Origin of the sequence: Orenia metallireducens, from assembly GCF_001693735.1 — a bacterium.
Taxonomy (GTDB): Bacteria; Bacillota; Halanaerobiia; order Halobacteroidales; family Halobacteroidaceae; genus Orenia; species Orenia metallireducens.
In genome coordinates this window covers 325,413-345,957 of record NZ_LWDV01000010.1, presented here as the reverse complement: position 1 = coordinate 345,957, position 20,545 = coordinate 325,413, and the positions used below count along the sequence as shown (strand labels likewise).

16 protein-coding genes, 1 tRNA gene and 1 other RNA gene are annotated in these 20,545 nt (G+C 33.1%); all 18 read left to right on the top strand.

The window, feature by feature from the left end; all coding sequences use genetic code 11:
* The first annotated feature begins 260 nt into the window (after positions 1-260).
* Entirely contained in the window at positions 261-1,277 is a 1,017-nt protein-coding gene (locus U472_RS13755) for a sugar-binding transcriptional regulator (protein WP_068719321.1), read from the top strand.
* A 508-nt stretch (positions 1,278-1,785) separates the two neighbouring features.
* Positions 1,786-2,799, top strand: coding sequence for a type I glyceraldehyde-3-phosphate dehydrogenase (gene gap, locus U472_RS13750; RefSeq protein WP_068719320.1), 1,014 nt, complete (start codon positions 1,786-1,788; stop codon positions 2,797-2,799).
* 119 nt (positions 2,800-2,918) lie between these two features.
* Entirely contained in the window at positions 2,919-4,112 is a 1,194-nt protein-coding gene (locus tag U472_RS13745) for a phosphoglycerate kinase (RefSeq protein ID WP_068719319.1), read from the top strand.
* Positions 4,113-4,355: 243 nt separating this feature from the next.
* Positions 4,356-5,108, top strand: a complete 753-nt coding sequence (gene tpiA / locus U472_RS13740) for a triose-phosphate isomerase (protein ID WP_068719318.1) — start codon at positions 4,356-4,358, stop codon at positions 5,106-5,108.
* A gap of 17 nt (positions 5,109-5,125) precedes the next feature.
* Positions 5,126-6,676, top strand: coding sequence for a 2,3-bisphosphoglycerate-independent phosphoglycerate mutase (gene gpmI / locus U472_RS13735; RefSeq protein ID WP_068719317.1), 1,551 nt, complete (start codon positions 5,126-5,128; stop codon positions 6,674-6,676).
* Positions 6,677-6,794: 118 nt separating this feature from the next.
* Positions 6,795-8,081, top strand: a complete 1,287-nt coding sequence (gene eno, locus U472_RS13730; RefSeq protein ID WP_141678013.1) for a phosphopyruvate hydratase — start codon at positions 6,795-6,797, stop codon at positions 8,079-8,081.
* Between the two features lie 188 nt (positions 8,082-8,269).
* Positions 8,270-8,494 (top strand): preprotein translocase subunit SecG, encoded by a 225-nt coding sequence (gene secG, locus U472_RS13725; protein ID WP_068719315.1) that lies wholly within the window; start codon positions 8,270-8,272, stop codon positions 8,492-8,494.
* A gap of 315 nt (positions 8,495-8,809) precedes the next feature.
* The gene (rnr, locus tag U472_RS13720; RefSeq protein ID WP_068719314.1) at positions 8,810-10,939 is read left to right on the top strand and encodes a ribonuclease R; all 2,130 of its coding nucleotides are present in this window, start codon (positions 8,810-8,812) and stop codon (positions 10,937-10,939) included.
* Between the two features lie 146 nt (positions 10,940-11,085).
* A complete protein-coding gene (gene smpB / locus U472_RS13715) occupies positions 11,086-11,544 on the top strand; it encodes an SsrA-binding protein SmpB (RefSeq protein ID WP_068719313.1) in 459 nt (152 codons plus the stop codon).
* 34 nt (positions 11,545-11,578) lie between these two features.
* Positions 11,579-11,938: a transfer-messenger RNA gene (gene ssrA / locus U472_RS13710) on the top strand.
* Between the two features lie 85 nt (positions 11,939-12,023).
* Positions 12,024-12,100 (top strand) — tRNA-Trp (locus U472_RS13705).
* 537 nt (positions 12,101-12,637) lie between these two features.
* The gene (locus tag U472_RS13700; protein WP_068719312.1) at positions 12,638-12,904 is read left to right on the top strand and encodes a PTS sugar transporter subunit IIB; all 267 of its coding nucleotides are present in this window, start codon (positions 12,638-12,640) and stop codon (positions 12,902-12,904) included.
* Between the two features lie 60 nt (positions 12,905-12,964).
* The gene (locus U472_RS13695; RefSeq protein WP_068719311.1) at positions 12,965-13,420 is read left to right on the top strand and encodes a PTS sugar transporter subunit IIA; all 456 of its coding nucleotides are present in this window, start codon (positions 12,965-12,967) and stop codon (positions 13,418-13,420) included.
* Between the two features lie 21 nt (positions 13,421-13,441).
* Positions 13,442-13,708 (top strand): PTS sugar transporter subunit IIB, encoded by a 267-nt coding sequence (locus U472_RS13690; RefSeq protein ID WP_068719310.1) that lies wholly within the window; start codon positions 13,442-13,444, stop codon positions 13,706-13,708.
* A 152-nt stretch (positions 13,709-13,860) separates the two neighbouring features.
* On the top strand, positions 13,861-15,126 hold the full coding sequence (locus U472_RS13685; RefSeq protein ID WP_068719309.1) for a PTS ascorbate transporter subunit IIC: 1,266 nt from the start codon (positions 13,861-13,863) through the stop codon (positions 15,124-15,126).
* A 68-nt stretch (positions 15,127-15,194) separates the two neighbouring features.
* Positions 15,195-15,836: a fructose-6-phosphate aldolase gene (gene fsa / locus U472_RS13680; protein ID WP_068719308.1), complete on the top strand. Its 642-nt coding sequence runs from the start codon at positions 15,195-15,197 to the stop codon at positions 15,834-15,836.
* Positions 15,837-15,889: 53 nt separating this feature from the next.
* Positions 15,890-17,869 (top strand): transketolase, encoded by a 1,980-nt coding sequence (gene tkt / locus U472_RS13675; RefSeq protein WP_068719307.1) that lies wholly within the window; start codon positions 15,890-15,892, stop codon positions 17,867-17,869.
* Positions 17,870-17,938: 69 nt separating this feature from the next.
* Entirely contained in the window at positions 17,939-20,176 is a 2,238-nt protein-coding gene (locus U472_RS13670) for a BglG family transcription antiterminator (RefSeq protein ID WP_068719306.1), read from the top strand.
* Positions 20,177-20,545: the final 369 nt, after the last annotated feature.

Below are 20,545 nucleotides of genomic sequence, written 5' to 3'. Positions count from 1 at the left end.
GAACTATTTATTTTTTTGTTTGATCATTTAAATTATATTTTAATATTAGGGTAGACTTTATAATTAATAATAGTTTATTGTTATTATCCAGCTTTACATTGGTGTCAACTTGATTATTAAAGTTAGATAAATTAATAGGAATAAGTGAAGAGATAATTATAAAGAATATTAAATTAGTAAAGTAACTATTCTTGTTATAATTGGCACATGATTATATTGGTAGAATAAATATGTGCCGTTAGAGAGTTGAGGGATATCTAATGACAGATTATTTAAAATTACAGCAGAAGATAGCTCCAGAATTAATTAAAGTTGTGGAGCGAAGATATGCGATTTTAAGATTGATTCACCGTTCTCAACCGATTGGAAGGCGTTCTTTGTCTCAAGGTTTGGATTTAAGTGAAAGAACCATACGAAAGCATTTAGATTTTTTATCTGACCACAAATTTATTATGTTAACTAGTAGTGGTGCTAAAATTACCAAATCTGGTGAAAGAATATTAAGAGAATTAGATGTTTATATTAAAGAGTTGAGGGGAACTAATCTTCTTGAAGAGAGGTTAAAAAATTATCTTGGAGTAGAAGTTCATGTAGTTCCTAGTGGACTGAATCAAAATTTAGGCAGAGAAGAGTTGGGGAGATTTGCAGCTGATTTTTTAAAAGGCTTAATTACTAGTGGAGATATCATTGCTGTTACAGGGGGAACAACCTTATCTGAAGTAGCAGAGATGATGACACCAGCAAGTGAGGGCTGTCAGGTCACTACTGTGCCTGCTCGAGGAGGATTAGGAGAGGGGGTAGAGATACAAGCAAATACAATTGCTGCTAAAATTGCTAATAAGCTTGGGGGGGATTATAATTTATTACATACCCCAGATAATTTAAAACAAGAGACAATCTCTACTCTAATTAAAGAGCCTTCCATTAAGAAAGTATTGGACTTAGCTAAAAGAGCCGATATCTTGATTCATGGGATAGGGACTGCAGAAGTGATGGCTAGGAGAAGAGGGATGCCGTTAGATAAGATTGAGGAATTAAAAACCCAAGGTGCAGTAGGTGAGACCTTTGGTTATTATTTTACTCAAAGTGGAGAAATTGTCTATTCAACAACTAGTGTTGGATTAAAGCTTTCTGATTTGACTAAAATACGTCAAGTAGTTGCTATTGCTGGAGGAAGAAGTAAAGCCAAAGCTATTGTAGCTGCTGTCTCAGAGAAGTATCAAGATATTTTAATTATTGATGAAGAAGCAGCTAAGGGAATTTTAGAACTTATATAGTAACTTGACTTTCAATTTTCATTATCAAAAGCTGAGATTAATCAACAATAATTTTGTTTTTAAGAATAATTATCTTGAATAAATATGGTGTATGTGGTATAATAACCAATGTGAGTTAAGAAAACCAACCATTAGTAGTTACATAATATATTTTTTTGTGGTAAGTGGGACATATTTATACTAACGGGTCATTTTTGTCCCAAGGGTATATGGCTTAATGAGTTATATGAGTATTGGATTTAATGTTAAAACATCCATAATATACCGAGGATAAATTGTCAGCTTTAAGTCATAATAATAAATGAATTAATTTGCTTTTCACTGGTTGTTTAATATTCTTATCTTTAATAACAGAAGTATATTTATTTAAGGTTATTTTAAAAAGAATTAATTTTTTGTCAAAATAAGATTCAAAAAGATTTGACAATAGGTAAAATATGGTTTATATTAATGGTGTATTATGTTAAATACATATAAATAAGTAAACAAAAATAGGGGGAATGTTAAAATGGCAGTTAAGATTGCGATTAATGGATTTGGAAGAATTGGAAGATTAGCATTTAGAGAAATTTTTGACTCAGCTGAGTTTGAAGTTGTTGCATTAAATGACTTAACAGATGCTGAAACATTAGCTTACTTATTAAAATACGATACAGCACAAGGTAACTACAAAATTGATTCTGTAGAAGCTACAGAAGGTGGAATCAAAGTAGATGGTAAAGAAATTAAAATCTATGCTGAAAAAGACGCTAACAACTTACCTTGGGGAGACCTTGATGTAGACGTTGTTCTTGAGTGTACTGGATTCTATACTTCAAAAGAAAAAGCAGAAGCTCACATTAATGCAGGAGCTAAAAAAGTAGTTATCTCTGCTCCAGCAAAAGGTGATTTAAAGACTGTTGTATTCAATGTAAATGATGAAATCTTAGATGGAAGCGAAAAGATTATTTCAGGTGCTTCATGTACAACTAACTGTTTAGCACCAGTTGCTAAAGTTTTAGATGACAACTTTGGTCTTGTAAAAGGATTTATGACTACAATCCATGCTTATACGAATGCTCAAAATACTTTAGATGCACCACATCCTAAGGGTATCAACTCTAGAAGAGGAAGAGCAGCGGCTGCAAATATCTTACCTACTAGTACAGGGGCAGCAGTAGCAGTTGGAAAAGTTTTACCTCATTTAAATGGTAAACTTGATGGAATTGCTGTAAGAGTTCCTACAGTAACTGGATCACTTGTTGATTTAGTTGTAGAGCTTGAAAAAGAAGTTACTGCAGAAGATATCAACAATGCTATGAAAGCAGCAGCTAATGAGACTTTAGGATATACTGAAGATCCAATCGTTTCATCTGACATCATTGGAACTAAGTATGGTTCATTATTTGATGGATTATCTACTAAAGTAATGACTGATGAAAATGGAAAGCAAATCGTAAAATTATTAACTTGGTATGACAATGAAATGTCTTATACTGCACAGTTAATTAGAACTTGTAAAGCATTTGCAACAATGGGTTAATTAGCAACACATTGTTCTATAATTAAATATAACAGAATAGCGGAACTTGACGGTTCCGCTTTTTTCAAGATTTAAATCATTACATAAAACTGCATTATTAAAATAAGGGGGTATTTTCGATGGCTAAGAAAATCGTAACCGATATTGATGTAAAGGGTAAGAAAGTCTTAATGAGAGTTGACTTTAACGTACCTATGAAAGATGGAAAAATTACAAATGATAATAGAATAGTAGCAGCAGTACCTACTATCAAATATGTATTAGAAAATGGTGGAAGAGTAATTGCCTTTTCTCACTTAGGAAGGGTAAAAACTGAAGAGGATAAAGCAGGTAAATCATTAGCACCAGTTGCTAAAAGATTAGCCGATTTATTAGGTCAAGAAGTAAAATTCTCAACTGAAACAAGAGGTGCAGAACTAGAAGAGGCTGTTGATAATTTAAAAGATGGCGAAATTATGATGTTTGAAAATACTAGATTTGAAGATGTAGATGGGAAGAAAGAATCTAAAAACGACCCTGAATTAGGGAAATATTGGGCTTCTTTAGGAGATGTATTTGTAAATGATGCTTTTGGTACAGCTCATAGATCCCATGCTTCTAATGTAGGAATTGCATCTAATGTTGACGAAGTAGCTGCAGGATTTTTAATGGAAAAAGAGATTAAGTTTATTGGTGGAGTTGTAGAAGATCCTCAAAAACCTTTAGTAGCAATTTTAGGTGGAGCTAAGGTTTCTGATAAAATTGCTGTTATAGAGAACTTAATTGAAAAAGCTGATAAAATCCTTGTTGGTGGAGGAATGATGTTTACTTTCCTTAAAGCTAAAGGATTGAATATAGGTAATTCATTATGTGAAGATGATAGATTAGAATTAGCTAAGGAATTAATGGAAAAGGCAGGAGATAAATTAGTTCTTCCTGTAGATACAGTTGCTGCAAAAGAATTCAGCAATGATACTGAATTCAGAACAGTATCTATAGAAGATATAGCTGATGATGAGATGGGATTAGATATAGGTTCTAAGACAGTTGAGTTATTTGCTAAGGAATTAGAAGGAGCTAAGACTGTAGTATGGAATGGACCTATGGGTGTATTTGAAATGTCTAACTTTGCAAAAGGTACAATTGGAGTTTGCGAAGCTATTGCAAAATTAGAAGATGCTATCACTATTATTGGTGGTGGAGATTCTGCAACTGCTGCGATCCAATTAGGATATGCTGATGACTTCACTCATATTTCTACAGGTGGAGGAGCTTCTTTACAATACTTAGAAGGTAAAGAGTTACCAGGAATTGCTACAATAGATGACAAGTAATTAGGTAACGGTTGACAGTTTACAGTTTTAAAACTGTAAACTCTTGACTTCATTTAATACATAATTATTAAGTTTTGAAAATTATTTTTGGTTTTATAAGGTATAGTGTTCAACTATCAATTGTACACTATACCTAAGAGTCTTAAAAAGACAAGACTCTTCGTGAGCTGATGAAGGCTTCTTCTTGAAAGTAAGTCTTATACAGCGGCTCCACTGTAAATTAATAAATGCGGAGGGATTATGATGCGTACACCTTTAATGGCAGGAAACTGGAAGATGAACAAAACAGTTGATGAGGCTGTTGCAATGGTAAATGAGTTAAAAGGTTTAGTTGCAGATGCTAAAGATGTAGATGTAGCTATCTGTGCACCAGCAGTTGATTTATATGCAATGAATGAAGTAGTTGCTGATACTAATATCGATTTAGGTGCTCAAAATATGTACTATAAAGAGAGTGGGGCTTATACTGCTGAACTTTCTCCAGCTATGGTTAAGAGTGTAGGTTGTAAATATGTAATCATCGGTCATTCTGAAAGAAGAGAGATCTTTGGTGAAACTGATGAATTATTGAACTTAAAATTAAAAGCAGCTTTTGCTAATGGTATTGTTCCTATTCTTTGTATTGGAGAAACATTGACTGAGAGAGAAAGTGGAGCACTTTATGATAAAGTTAAATTCCAATTAGCAGCTGCTCTTTCTGGTATTGAAGCTAGTGATGTAAAAGATATGGTACTTGCTTATGAGCCTATCTGGGCGATTGGAACTGGTAAGACAGCTACTCCAGAGCAAGCAGAAGAGATGATTAAATTTATTAGAGAAACAGTTGCTGATATGTATGATACAGATACTGCTGAAGCTATTAGAATTCAATATGGCGGAAGTGTTAAGCCTAATAATGTAAAAGAGATTATGGCACAACCTAATATTGATGGAGCTCTAGTAGGTGGAGCTAGTTTAGAAGCTGAATCTTTCTCTAAAATCGTTAACTTTAAGTAAATAAAGGAGGGATTGCTGTGTCGACACCTAAACCTTTAGCATTAGTTATACTAGATGGTTTCGGAGTTAATGAAAAAGAAGAAGCAAATGCAATTCAAGCAGCAAACACACCTAACTTCGATAGATTATGGGCTGAATATCCTCATACTCTTGTTCGAGCTGCTGGTGAAGCTGTAGGGTTACCTGATGGGCAGATGGGTAACTCTGAGGTAGGTCACCTTAATTTAGGTGCTGGTCGAATTGTATATCAAGATTTGACTAGAATTACTAAATCAATTAAAGATGGCGACTTCTTTGAAAATGAAGTGTTATTAGATGCTATTAATAAAGCAAAAGCAAATGATGCTGCTCTTCATCTGTTAGGTTTATTATCTGATGGAGGAGTTCATAGTCACAATCAACATTTATATGGATTATTAGAGCTTGCTAAGAAAGAGGGTATGGAAAAAGTCTATGTTCATGCTATCTTAGATGGAAGAGATGTACCTCCTGCAAGTGCTAAGACCTATGTAAATGAGTTAGAAGCTAAAATCGAAGAGATTGGTGTAGGAAAGGTTGCAACGATTGGTGGACGTTATTATTATATGGACCGTGATAATCGTTGGGATAGAACTGCTAAGGCTTATAATGCAATGGTATTTGGTCAAGGAGAGAGTGCTAACAGTGCATTAGAGGTAGTAGAGAATTCTTATGCTGATGATAAGACTGATGAGTTTGTATTACCAGCAGTTGTGCTTGGTGAAGATGGAGCTCCAGTTGCTAAGGTACAAGAAAATGATTCAGTTATCTTCTTTAACTTTAGACCAGACCGTGCACGCCAATTGACACGTGCTCTAAATGATACAGATTTCAATGGTTTTGAGCGTCAAGAAGGATATCCTAAGATTCATCTTGTATGTATGACAGAGTATGATGAAACTATTGATGCTCCAATTGCTTTCCCAGCTACAGAGATTACCAATACTTTAGGTCAAGTCTTAGCTGCTAATGGGTTAAAGCAACTTAGAACTGCTGAAACTGAGAAATATGCTCATGTTACTTTCTTCTTCAATGGTGGTAAAGAGACTCCAAATGAAGGAGAAGATAGAGAGCTAATTCCATCTCCAGATGTTGCTACTTATGATATGAAGCCTGAAATGAGTGCTTATGAGGTAACAGATAATCTAATTAAGAAGATGGATGAGGTAGACTATGATGTTATCATCTTAAACTTTGCAAATCCAGATATGGTTGGTCATACTGGTGACTTTGATGCAGAGGTTAAAGCAGTAGAGACAGTTGATGAATGTTTAGGTAAGGTAATAGATACTATCTTAGCTAAAGGTGGAGCTGCTTTAGTTACTGCTGATCATGGAAATGGTGAGCAGATGGTTGATTATGATACTGGAGAGCCTTTCACAGCTCATACAACAAATCCTGTACCATTACTTTATATCAATGACAATGATAAAGATGCTGAGTTATTGGCAGAAGGTGAAGGTAAATTAGCTGACTTTGCACCAACAATGCTAAAATTATTAGGAATTGATATTCCTGCAGAGATGACAGGTAATCAACTAATTAAGTAATTATTACAGCTATTAATTTAGATTAGTTATGTAGGGGTCGGCTCTATGTTGACCCTATATAAAATAGATTCTACATATAAATTCATATTATTTAGGAGGGAAAAGAATGATTGAGAATATTTTTGAAATTATTGATGTTGTAGGAAGAGAAGTATTAGATTCAAGAGGGAATCCAACTGTAGAGGTAGATGTATATTTAGCAGGTGGAGAAATGGGTAGAGCTATAGTTCCATCTGGAGCTTCTACTGGAGAGCACGAAGCAGTAGAGTTAAGAGATGGAGACAAGAGTAGATACAGAGGAAAAGGTGTCCTTAAAGCTGTTGCAAATGTAAATGAAACTATTGCTGAAGAAGTTATTGGTATGGATGCTAGAGCGCAAGTAGATATTGATAATTTAATGATCGAATTAGATGGAACTCCAAATAAAGGAAATTTAGGTGCTAATGCTATTTTAGGTGTATCTCTAGCAGTAGCTAAAGCAGCTGCTAAGCAATTAGGTCTTCCTTTATATCAATATATAGGTGGAGTTAATGCTAAAGAGCTTCCTGTACCAATGATGAATATCTTAAATGGTGGAGAACATGCTGACTCTGCTGTAGATGTTCAAGAATTCATGGTTATGCCTGTTGGATTTGATACTTATAGTGAAGCTTTAAGAGCTGGAGCTGAAATCTTCCACGCTTTACACGCTATTTTAGCAGAAAAAGGAGATGTAACTGCAGTAGGTAACGAAGGTGGATTTGCTCCTCGTGACTTAAGTGGAACTGAAGAAGCTATCGAGACTATTTTAGATGCTATTGAAAGAGCTGGATATACTCCAGGAGAGCAAATTAAATTAGCTTTAGATGTTGCATCTAGTGAATTAGTTGATGAAGATGGAAACTATAACTTCAAACGTGAAGGTGTAGTTAGAACTTCTGATGAAATGGTAGAATTCTATGCAGACTTAGTTGAGAAGTATCCAATCATCTCTATTGAAGATGGATTAGGTGAAAATGATTGGGACGGTTGGGTAAAACTAACTGAAAGATTAGGAGATAAAGTTCAATTAGTTGGAGACGACTTATTTGTAACTAACACTGAGTTCCTTGCTAAAGGTATCGAATTAGGTGCTGCTAATGCTATCCTAATCAAAGTAAACCAAATTGGTACATTAACTGAAACTCTTGATGCTATTGAATTAGCTAAGAGAAATAATATGACTGCTGTTGTATCTCATAGATCTGGAGAGACTGCTGATGATACAATCGCTGACTTGGTAGTTGCTACAAATGCTGGTCAAATTAAGACTGGTTCTGCTTCTAGATCTGATAGAATGGCAAAATATAATCAACTATTAAGAATCGAAGAAGAATTAGCTGAAACTGCTCAATATAATGGTTTAAACAACTTCTATAACCTATAATATTGAAATTTAAGGTGCAGGGCTTTCCCTGCACTTTTTATTTAGTCTAAGTTTAAGTATTGGTTTAATATAACTAGAATTATTTTGAGCTGAAATTTAAGCTTACACTAAAGTTTAATATAATTGCTTTTTAAGACAAGTTATGTTAAAATAATAGTGTTATTTTGTAATTGGGGGGTGCCAGATAGGTGTTAGTCTTTCTTAAAGTGTTACTAATTATCATATCAGTTGCCTTGATTGCAGGTGTATTATTACAATCAGGTAAAGGTGGAGGTCTTGCAGGTATGGATGGAGGAGCTTCTGCTTTGTTAGGAGCTCAAGGTAAAGCTCTAGATTCTATAATGAGTAAAGTAACAACAGTTGCTGCTATCTTATTTATGGTGTTATCTTTGGTAATAGCTGCAATACAATAATTTAGTATAGTAAAACTCTTAGTAGGATGGGTTCCACTAAGAGTTTTGTCTTTATGTAAATAGTTTTTTATTAATGGTTAATAATATCTATCAGTAAGGTTAGTATAAAGTTTATAAATTTGAGTAGATAAATCTTATAATTTAGCTCTCTGTTTTAAAGCTTTCGTTAGCTATAATTTTAAATTATATACTAGAATGAATTGCTATATTTACATAGGTTAATTTTGGGTAAAAGTATACTTATTATAAAGTTTAGACACAATATATTATAAAGGATAAATTTTAATTTTATCTTTAATTTTTGGAGGGATAATTATGAATATTAAAAATAAAATATTAGAGTTTATGAAAGAGCAGGCTTATAAGCCATTAACTTCTGAAGAATTATTAAAGGCTATGGATATAAGTATAGAGCAGAGGTCGATGCTATTAGATTTATTAGATGAGTTAGAAGAGCAAGGAGCGATTATTAAGAATCGTAGGGGCTGCTATGGTGTTCCAGAAAGAATGGGTATGATTAGTGGAAGGCTACAGGGGCATGCTAAGGGATTTGCATTTCTAATCCCAGATAATCCTAATGAAGAGGATATTTATATTCATGCAAATGACCTCAAAGGTGCTATGCATAATGATAAGGTACTTGTAAGAAAGTTTAATAAGGCTGACGGTAGAAGTAGTTCAGGGGAAGTTGTTAGAGTCTTAGAGAGGAGTAATAAGAAGATTGTTGGAAGATATGAGGATAGCAAAAATTTTGGTTTTGTAGTTCCTGATGACAATAGGATCTCTTATGATGTCTTTATTCCTCAATCTAAGACTAAAGGTGCTAAGGAAGGGCAGAAGGTAGTAGTAGAGATAAGTAAATGGCCTGAAAAGAGGAGAAATCCTGAGGGAGAAGTTGTAGAAGTTTTAGGTTATCAAGGGGAACCTGGTGTGGATATAGAAGCAATTATTAAAAAGCTAGAGTTACCTGAATATTTCCCAGAAGATGTTAGAAGAGAGGTCGAAGCTATTCCTGATGATATTCCTCAAGAAGAGGTTGAGCGCAGAAGAGACTTAAGAGGGCTTAAAATGGTTACTATAGATGGAGAAGATGCTAAAGATTTTGATGATGCTATTTCTATTGAAAGATTAGATGATGGTAAAGTTAGATTGGGTGTACATATTGCAGATGTGACCCATTATGTTAGAAGAGGAAGTTCATTGAATAAAGAAGCCTTTAATCGAGCTACTAGTATCTATTTAGTTGATAGAGTAATTCCAATGTTACCAGAGAAGCTGTCTAATAATATGTGTAGCTTACGTTCTGATGGAGATAGATTGGCAATGACTGTATTGATGAAATTTGAAGAGAAGACAGGAAAGTTATTAAGCCATGAGATTGTAGAGAGTGTTATCAGAGTAAATCATCGTTTGACTTATACTAATGTCAATAAAATGTTAATAGATGAAGATAGTGAGTTGATAGAGGAGTATAGTGATGTAATTGATGAGCTGAGATTGATGGGTGAATTCTCCAAGGTTTTAAGGAAGAATCGTTTTGAAAGAGGAAGTATTGATTTTGACTTTCCAGAAGCCAAAATTATACTTGATGATGATGGTAAACCTATTGATATAGTTAAGGTTAATCGAGGAATTGCAGAAAAGATGATAGAGGACTTTATGATTAGAACAAATGAAGTAGTAGCAGAAGATATGTTCCATCGTGAGATACCCTTTATCTATCGTGTCCATGAACAACCTAGTAAGGAAAAGTTAGAGTCATTAAATAGCTTTATTCATAATTTAGGTTATCATATTAAAGGGTTAAAAGGTGAAGAGGTACATCCTAAAGCCTTGCAAAATATATTAGAGAAGGTAAAGGGGCAGCCAGAAGAGAGAGTTGTTAATACTGTCTTATTAAGGAGTATGCAACAAGCTCATTACAGTCCTTATAATATTGGACATTTTGGACTTGCTTCTAGGTATTATAGCCATTTCACATCACCAATTAGAAGGTATCCAGATTTGATGATTCATAGAATAATTAAAGAGGTAATTAATAAAAGTGTCTTATCAGAAGAGAGGATATCACAGTTAATGGATGAATTGCCTAATACTGCTGATCATTCTTCTGTACAAGAGAGAAGGGCGATGGATGCTGAATATGAATCCTTAGATTTGAAGAAGGTTGAATATATGGAAGATAAGGTAGGCAATCAATATGAAGGGATAATTAGTAGTGTGATGTCCTTTGGTTTCTTTGTAGAACTAGATAATACTGTTGAAGGTCTAGTACATGTTAGTGCTATGCGTGATGATTATTATCATTATTATGAAGATAAGCATGCCTTTATTGGTGAAAGAACAGGTAATTCCTATCAATTAGGTGATAAAGTGAAGGTTAAATTAGTCAAGGTTAATTTAGAGGATAAGCAGATTGATTTTGATTTAGTTATCGATGAATGATTAAGATATTAGTATAAAATAGCTATTAATTGGCAGTTGGTTATTATTGGTTACCAATTAATAGCTATTAATTAATACTTTCCCCTTGACATTTTGTTTAGAATTGTTATAATAATAGATGCACGTTCGTTAAAGAGGTGAAAGAAATGGGTAAAACAATAGCTACAAATCGTAAAGCAAGGCATGAATATCATATTGAAGAGACCTATGAAGTTGGAATTGTCTTACAAGGAACAGAGGTTAAGTCAATCCGAGCAGGTAGAGTCAATCTTAAAGATAGTTTTGCCAGAATAGAGAACAATGAAGTCTTCTTATATAATCTTCATATATCTCCTTATGAACAGGGGAATCGTTACAATCACGATCCAGAGCGTGTTAGAAAATTGTTGTTGCATAAAAGTGAGATTAGAAAATTAATTGGTAAAACTCAACAAGAGGGATATACCCTTGTTCCTTTAAAGATTTATTTTACACGACAATTGATTAAGGTTCAATTAGCTCTAGGTAAAGGTAAGAATCTTTATGATAAACGCCAAGACCTTAAGCGTAAGAGTGCTAAGCGTGAGATACAACGTGCTTTTAAAGATAGACAATTAGGAAGATAATAAAATTTTAAATATTAGTCACTGCTTTTACTATGGGGGTGTAATTGGTACTCGACCTGCAAAGTACGGCAGAGACAGCGAGCCGAGATTGCTATTAACTCGTTAACTAGTAGCAACTTAAAATTATCTGCAAACGATAATAATTATACTTTAGCTGCTGCGTAAGCACCAGCTTTATGCTTATAAGCCTCTTGTCTGTGGAGTCTTATAAGTACCATAATCAGCAGACTACTCACTTTCTAATGCTTGTAGGATAGTGGGGAACTTTACAAGCTAGTACCTTAATATCATGCTTGTATGAGATTAGGGTATGATTCTAAATTACAAGCTACGCTCGTAGAACCTCTAGTTAAGCTTTGTAGGGACGGCGGTTCGACTCCGCCCACCTCCACCAAATATAAATTTGATTTGACAAAATATAATCTAGAAGGTATAATATTGCATGTTGTCAGTAAAATTATAAATTAAATATTTATCGCACGGGAATAGCTCAATTTGGTAGAGCACTGGACTCCAAATCCAGGTGTTGCGGGTTCAAGTCCTGCTTCCCGTGCCAATTTTATTTTTTAATATATAGAAAACGATGAAGATTTTTAATTTACACGTCCACTGATAATCATACTATAAAAATTGAAACTTTTTCAATATATATGATAGATGCTTAATATGTCTCAGTTATTTTATATTTTTGTTGAGATTAATTTAATTAATATAAACTAAAAAGCCTTTAGGATAATTATCCTAAAGGCTTTTTTCTTTTAAAGAGACAATTGTTATTAATTTGCCATAATTCTTTCAGAAAGAAAGTAGACTAATTAATAAATTAAAAAGGAATATTATAGCTTTAATGTCATAAAAACTAAATATTTTTGTAATATTAAGGTAACCGAGAGTTGATCTGCTTGTTTAATTTATATTTAGTAAAGAATATTATTAATTTGCCATAATTTTTTCTGAAAAGAAAAGCAATAATTATGAATTGAATTTTAATGCTTTTGGTTGTAAGATAAAAGTAACAATAGAAATAAAGTTGAATATTCAAAATATTTTATAATTTTTGAGAAATAATAAATAAGAAAAGGGATGGTTAAAAATGAGAATTTTAGCTGTATGTGGAATGGGTTTAGGAAGTAGTCTAATGTTAAGAATGGGTGTTGAAAAGGTTCTTAAGGCCGAAGGAATAGAAGGAACTGTTGAAGTGAGTGATGTTAGTAGTGCGAAAGGGGAAAAAGCAGATATTATTGTGGCTGCACCAGAGATTGCTGAGCAATTAGAAGGTCATTCTGCTAGAGTAATTGCGATTAAAAATATGGCTGATAAAAATGAAATTAAAGAAAAAATTATGGATTATATTTCTTAGAACCTTATTATTCAATGTTATAATAAAATATTTTATTGTTTTGGAGAGGAGTGTTAAAAAATGTTGTTAGATTTATTACCTGAAGAACGTATAGCTACTAAAGTAAAAGCAGAAAATTGGCGTGAGGTTGGTAGAAAAGTTGGAGAAATTCTTTTAAGAGATAACTTAGTTGAGGATAGGTATATAGATGCAATGATTAAATCACTAGAAGATAATGGTCCATATATTGTAATGGCTAAAGGGGTAGCAATTTTCCATGCTAGACCAGAGGATGGTGTGAAAAAGACAGGAATGAGCTTAATTACTCTTGATGCCCCAGTAGAATTTGGTCATGAAAGTAATGATCCAGTAAAAGTAGCCTTTGCTTTTGGTTCAATTAATAATGAGCAACATGTTGAAGCAATGTCTCAGTTAATGACAGTCTTAATGGAAGATGAATCAATTGATAAAATATATGCTAAAGATACTTCTAGCGAAGTATTTGATTATATAAGTCAGATTATAAGTAATAATTAATAACAAAAAGGAGGGGTGAAAATGAGAATTTTAGCTGTATGTGGAATGGGTTTAGGAAGTAGTCTAATGTTAAGAATGGGTGTTGAAAAGGTTCTTAAGGCCGAAGGAATAGAAGGAACTGTTGAGGTGAGTGATGTTAGTAGTGCTAAAGGGGAAAAGGCAGATATTATTGTGGCTGCACCAGAGATTGCTGAGCAATTAGAAGGTCATTCTGCTAAAGTAGTTGCGATTAAAAATATGGCTGATAAAAATGAAATTAAAGAAAAAATTATGGAGTATATTTCTTAGAGCTTTATTATTCAATACTATAATATAATAAGAATATAAGAAGAAATTTTATCTAAATTGTTACTAACTTATAAATGTTATATAAGTAAATAAGATAATAAGATATAATACTTTATTCAAAATTATTTAAAAACAAACAAGGGGGAATAAAAATGCAATTTTTAGATTTTTTAGTTAATGATATATTAAGTGAGCCAGCTGTTTTAGTAGGATTAATGGCCTGTATTGGTCTGGTGGCTGCTAAAAAGTCCTTCTCTGAAATTATGTCAGGGACTTTTAAAAGTATTATAGGTTTTGTTATCTTAGGTGCAGGTGCAGGGGTTTTAATTGGGAGTTTAGATAATTTAGGGCCAATCCTTACAGAAGCTTTTAACATTCATGGGGTAGTTCCGACTAATGAAGCTGTAGTAGCTGTGGCACAAAAAACATTAGGAAAAGAAACTGCCTTAATTATGGGCTTTGGTTTTCTAGCTAATTTAGCTTATGCTCGTTTTACTCCCTTAAAGTATGTATTTTTAACGGGACATCATACTTTCTTTATGGCAGCTTTATTGGCAGCTGTATTAGGAACTGCAGGATTAACTGGAGCTCCATTAGTAATTGTAGGGGCTGCAATATTAGGATTTTTAATGGTCTTAATGCCTGCATTAGCAGATATATATATGAAGGATGTAACTGGTAGTGATGATATTGCTTTAGGACATTTTGGAACGACAGGTTATATTCTAGCTGGATTTATTGGTAAGTTAGTAGGTGATCCAGAAGATTCCACAGAAGATATTGAAGTTCCAAAAGCATTAGGCTTTTTAAAACAGTCATTATTATCGACTGCGTTAACAATGACTGCTATCTTTTTAATTATTGTGATGAAGGCTGGTCCAGAAGTTGTTAGTGAATATGCAGGAGATCAGAGCATGTTTATGTTTGCTGTAATGCAAGGGATTACGTTTGCTGCAGGAGTTAGTATCATCATGTCAGGTGTAAGAATGGTTTTAGGAGAAATTGTTCCAGCCTTTGAAGGAATCGGTGAAAGAGTAGTTCCAGATGCTAAACCAGCATTAGATTGTCCAGTTACTTTTAACTTTGCTCCGACAGCTGTAACTATCGGTTTCCTATTTAGTTTTTTAGGTGGAGTTGTAGGAATGTTTTTATTAGGGCCATTAGGATTAGCAATAATTCTTCCAGGGTTAGTACCTCATTTCTTTACTGGAGCTACTGCAGGGGTCTTTGGTAATGCTACAGGAGGTAAAAAAGGAGCTATTTTTGGTTCTTTTGCTAATGGATTATTAATTACTTTCTTGCCAGCTTTATTACTTCCAGTGTTAGGAAATTTAGGATTTGCTAATACTACTTTTGGAGATGCTGATTTTGGGGTAGTAGGTATTATTATTGGAACAGTAGCTAAATTATTTGGTTAATTAATAATTTTATAAAAACATGAGAAGGATATTAATATCCTTCTCTATTTTTAAAAGGGGGAAATGAAATGAAATTTTTTATTGATACTGCTAATTTAGAAGAGATTAAAGAAGCAGCTAGTTTAGGAGTGATTGATGGTGTTACGACTAATCCTAGTCTAGTAGCTAAGGAAGGAAATGTTGATTTCCATACTAGAATTAAAGAGATTTGTGAGATAGTTGATGGGCCAGTAAGTGCAGAAGTTATAAGTTTAGATGCTGAAGGAATGATTGAAGAGGCAAGAGAATTAGCTAAAATATCTTCAAATGTAGTTATTAAAATTCCTATGACAGTTGAAGGATTAAAGGCAACAAAAGCATTAACTAAAGAGGGGATTAAAACTAATGTAACATTAGTTTTTTCAGCTAATCAAGCATTACTTGCTGCTAAAGCAGGAGCTACGTATATTAGTCCATTTGTTGGAAGATTAAATGATATAGCTCATACAGGAATGGAATTAATTAGTGAGATAGCTACAATCCTTAGTAATTATGGTTTAGAAAGTGAGATTATAACAGCTAGTATAAGAAACCCACTAGATGTAAAAGAGGCTGCTTTAATTGGAGCAGATATTGCTACTATTCCATTTAATGTAATTAAGCAAATGAGCAATCATCCATTAACTGATGTTGGAATAGAAAAATTTATGGCAGACTGGGAGCAAAAATAATTTCAGTATAAGTGGGTATTAATATGATGGAATTTTAAAAGGAGGAAATAGGATTGTTAGAGAGAATATCTAATATAGTTAGAGGTTTATCGGCAGATGCTATAGAAAAAGCCGGTTCAGGCCATCCAGGATTACCTTTAGGATGTGCAGAGATAGGAACTGTTTTGTTTAGTGAAATTATGAATCATAATCCAAAGAATCCTGCTTGGCCAAATAGAGATCGGTTTGTTTTATCTGCAGGTCATGGATCAATGTTGCTTTATTCCTTACTACATCTGACAGGTTATGATTTAACTATAGATGATTTAAAAGAGTATAAGCAGTTACATTCTAAAACTCCAGGTCATCCCGAATATAAAGAGACTCCTGGAATAGAAACTACTACAGGACCTTTAGGACAAGGTTTTGCTAATGCTGTAGGGATGGCAATAGCAGAGAAAATGCTAGCCGATAGATATAATACAGAAGAATTTGAGATTATAGATTATTATACTTACACTCTAATGGGCGATGGGTGTATGATGGAAGGGATTACTTCAGAGGCTGCTTCATTAGCAGGGCACTTAGGCTTAGGTAAATTAATCGCTATTTATGATGATAATGATATTTCTATTGAAGGTAGTACAGATATAACTTTTACAGAATCTGTAGCAGATAGATATAGAGCTTATAATTGGCATGTAGTTGATAATATTGATGGTCATGACATTAATGCTATCAAAGAAGCTATACTAAAGGCTAAAAGTATAGCAGACAAACCGTCTCTTATAATTGCTAAGACACATATTGGTTATGGTGCTCCTAATAAACAGGGTACTAGTGCAGCTCATGGTGCTCCTTTAGGCGCAGAGGAAATTAAAGGTATGAAAGAAAAATTAGGTTTGCCAGTTGAGCAAAAGTTTTATGTAGCTGATGAGGTTAGAGAACATTTTACCCAACGAAATAAAGAGTTACAGAAGTTAAATAAAAAGTGGCAAGATAAGTTTGCACAATGGGCTAAGGCTAATCCTAAGTTAAAAGAAAAGTGGGATCAGGCTCAGAACTTAGAGTTGCCTGATAATTTTGAAGAAGTAGTTAATCAACTAGAGATAGAGGCTCCAATTGCTACAAGAAGTGCATCAGGTTTAATTCTAGAAAAGATTGTTGATGAAGTTCCTTATTTAGTAGGTGGATCAGCAGATTTAGGTCCGTCTAATAAGACATATCTAGAAAGATATAGTGATATTCAAAAGAATAGTTTTGCTGGGCGTAACTTTAGGTTTGGGATTAGAGAACATGCTATGGGAGCTATTGCTAATGGACTTGCTTTATCTGGCTTAAGACCTTTTACAGCTACATTTTTAGTATTTTCCGATTACATGCGGGGAGCTATTAGAATGTCAGCATTAATGGGACTTCCTGCTATTTATGTCTTTACTCATGATTCTATTTATGTAGGTGGAGATGGTCCAACTCATCAACCGATTGAACATTTAGCTAGTTTGAGAGCTATTCCTAATTTAGCAGTAATTCGGCCAGCAGATGAGGAAGAGACAAAAGAAGCATGGATTAGTGCAATGAAAAAAACTGATGGGCCAACAGCTCTTGTATTGTCTAGACAAGAGTTGCCTCATATTGATAAAATAAGTGGTACTAGTGATTTTAGTAAGGGTGGATATGTGGTAAGTAAAGAGCAGGAAAGCAGTTTAGATGTATCATTATTAGCTACTGGTAGTGAAGTTGCTTTAGCAAGTGAGGTAGCTAAATTATTGCGTGAGAAAAATTTAAATGTAAGAGTTATATCAGTACCAAATAGAGAACAATTTCTTGCTCAAGACCAAGATTATATAGTTTCTACTTTAGGCGATAAGGATGTTTTAAAGGTTGTAATAGAAGCAGGAGTAAGTCAAGGTTGGTATTCACTTTTGGAAGGTGAGGATTATGTTGTTAGCATAGAAGATTTTGGATTAAGTGCTCCTGGGGAAATGGTTGCTAAAGAATTTGGTTTTGATGTTAAAAAAATTGCTAATGACATTATAAACAAATTTGATTAGAAGTGTTTTAGAGCTCTTGTAATTAATTACAAGAGCTCTTCTCTTTAAATTAAGTGAGGAGGTAAGAAGTTGAGTTTAAAGTCACGGGCTTGTCAATTGTTGAAATATTTAATTAATCAGGAGAAGGCAGTCTCTATTAAACAGTTAGCTGATAAATTTAATGTTAGTGCTAGAACAATTAGATATGACTTAGATGATATTAAATCTAGTATCTCTTCATATGATGTTAAGTTAATAAGAAAAACGCGGGTTGGGGTTTATTTAGAGGGAGAAGAAGAAGAGTTAAATAAGATTCAAAAAGAATTAATTAATATTCATGGGTTTGAAAGAGTTTTATCACCTAAAGAGCGCCAGTATCTGATTTTATTTAGGTTATTTCAAGCTAGTGAACCAATTATTATTAAAGAATTAGAAGTAATGTTACGTATTAGTAAGTCAACCATAATTAAAGATTTAGATGAAGTTGAAAATTGGTTATCTAATCATAATTTAACTCTAATTAGAAAGACAAATTATGGTTTAGAGATAAAGGGTAAAGAGATAGATATTAGGCATGCTATGATGGATGTTTTAGAAGAAACAGCAAATAAAAAAGAATTAGTTAGTTTTTTACGACTAATTCAAAAAAAAGCATTAAAAGATAGAAATTTAGAGCCAGGATTCTTTAAAGAATTTGACAAATTAGTATCTGATATTGATTTGACTAAGATTGAAAGTGTAATTTCTTTTGCTGAAAAACAATTAGGATTTCAATTTGCCGATGAAGCCTATGCTAGTTTGCTAGTTCATTTGGCTTTAGCAATAAGCAGATTATTGGAAGGGAAAGATATTCAGCTACCTGAGGAACGATTAGAGGTTATTAAAAAAAGTGAAGAATATAATATAGCTAAGAAGATAGGAAAAATCATGGAACAAATTTTTAAAATAAACATTCCAGATTCGGAGATAGGTTATATTACCTTACATTTAATGGGGGCTAAATTATGGCAAAAAATAGGTGATGACGATTATAAAAAGCTTATCGCCGAAGATTTGGACCAAGAGCTGATTATTTTAACTAAAGAAATGGTTAAGATAGCTGAAGACTATTTAGGGGTCAAGTTAATTGATGATACTCAATTAATAATTGGTTTGGCTTTGCATTTAAAACCAACTATTAATCGTATAAAATATGACCTACCACTAAAGAACCCCTTATTGCTAGATATAAAAAGTAAGTATGGGGAAATATTTAAAGCATCTAAAAGGGCAGCTAAGATATTAGAGAGTAAGTTGCAAAAACCAATTAGTTCAGATGAAATTGGTTATATTACCCTTCATCTGGGAGCTGCTTTAGAGAGAAGTAAATCTTTAGGATCTAGTAGGAAATTAAGAGTAGTTTTAGTCTGTTCAAGTGGAGTAGGGACAACTAACTTGTTAGCTTCTAGATTAAGTAAAGAATTTTCTGAGATTAAGATTTGTAATGTTTTTTCTGTTATTCAATTAGAGAATAATGAAGTTGATTTAAAAAATATTGATTTAATTATTACAACTATCCCATTAGAGATTGATGATATTTTAGTATTACAAGTTAATCCGCTATTAAGCCAAGAGGATAAGAAAAATATTAAAGCAATTATCCGTACTAAGCAAGATATTTTTGATGCTGATGAAGTTGCATTGAAAAACAACCCTGAATCTCAAAGAGATTACTATTTTGAGATTGAAGAAATAATTGAGGTTATAGAGCAAGAAGCAATTGTAGGGGATAAAGATATATTAAAAAAAGATTTAAAAGATTTTTTTGCTTCTAAAGGAGTTAAAGTTTTAGATAAAATAGATGATATACCTGATAAGCAAAGTATAGAAGAGAGTGGTAAAGGGCTATTAGAATTATTAACTGAAAATAATGTAACAGTAATTGATAAGGTAGATAATTGGAGAACAGGGGTTAGAGTAGCAGGAAAGCCTTTAGTAGATCAAGGTCATATATTAGAAGAATATGTTGAGCGAGCAATAGAAATAATTGAACAAAAAGGTGCTTACGTAGTAATAGCACCTCATATTAGTTTAATACATGCTAGACCTGAAGATGGGGTTGTAAATAAGAGTATGGGTCTAGGAATTATAAAAGAGGGAGTTAATTTTGATCATGATCATGATCCTGTTCATCTGATTTTCACATTAGCTCCTATAGATGAAGTTTCTCACCTCTCTGCTTTATCCCAACTGTTAAAATTAATTGATGAATATGATTTTGTACAGGAAATGTTGACAGTAGATAGCCAAAAAGATGTCATAACTAAGATAAAAGAAATGTTAAATTAAGGATGACTTCATAGTTAAATATGAGCATTCTAAAAGATATGGAATTAAATTTAATTCTGCATCTTTATTTTAACATTGTAGATTGTAAACTTTTAGCCATGTCTTTGTCAAACTTAGCGTTGATATTTTAATCTAATGTAATTACTATTAAATAATGAGGTTGGTCTATTAAGGTGTTATCTATATTGTTTTGTATTGCACGGTGAGGACTCCAAATCCAGGTGTTGCGGGTTCAAGTCCTGCTTCCCGTGCTATTTTTATTTTTTGATATTTTATAATCATGTGTGTTAACTTATTACATCTAAATGTAAATCTATTCAGCCAGGCTCAAAAATAAGTAAACAGGCAATCTATAAGAGATTAGATAAA

What these genes read in the sequence shown, in the direction of transcription:
- U472_RS13685 (WP_068719309.1), top strand. Translation starts at nt 13,861, where the DNA reads ATGCAATTTTTAGATTTTTTAGTTAATGATATATTAAGTGAGCCAGCT.
- U472_RS13745 (WP_068719319.1), top strand. Translation starts at nt 2,919, where the DNA reads ATGGCTAAGAAAATCGTAACCGATATTGATGTAAAGGGTAAGAAAGTC.
- smpB (WP_068719313.1), top strand. Translation starts at nt 11,086, where the DNA reads ATGGGTAAAACAATAGCTACAAATCGTAAAGCAAGGCATGAATATCAT.
- tpiA (WP_068719318.1), top strand. Translation starts at nt 4,356, where the DNA reads ATGCGTACACCTTTAATGGCAGGAAACTGGAAGATGAACAAAACAGTT.
- U472_RS13695 (WP_068719311.1), top strand. Translation starts at nt 12,965, where the DNA reads ATGTTGTTAGATTTATTACCTGAAGAACGTATAGCTACTAAAGTAAAA.
- gap (WP_068719320.1), top strand. Translation starts at nt 1,786, where the DNA reads ATGGCAGTTAAGATTGCGATTAATGGATTTGGAAGAATTGGAAGATTA.
- U472_RS13700 (WP_068719312.1), top strand. Translation starts at nt 12,638, where the DNA reads ATGAGAATTTTAGCTGTATGTGGAATGGGTTTAGGAAGTAGTCTAATG.
- rnr (WP_068719314.1), top strand. Translation starts at nt 8,810, where the DNA reads ATGAATATTAAAAATAAAATATTAGAGTTTATGAAAGAGCAGGCTTAT.
- U472_RS13690 (WP_068719310.1), top strand. Translation starts at nt 13,442, where the DNA reads ATGAGAATTTTAGCTGTATGTGGAATGGGTTTAGGAAGTAGTCTAATG.
- U472_RS13755 (WP_068719321.1), top strand. Translation starts at nt 261, where the DNA reads ATGACAGATTATTTAAAATTACAGCAGAAGATAGCTCCAGAATTAATT.
- fsa (WP_068719308.1), top strand. Translation starts at nt 15,195, where the DNA reads ATGAAATTTTTTATTGATACTGCTAATTTAGAAGAGATTAAAGAAGCA.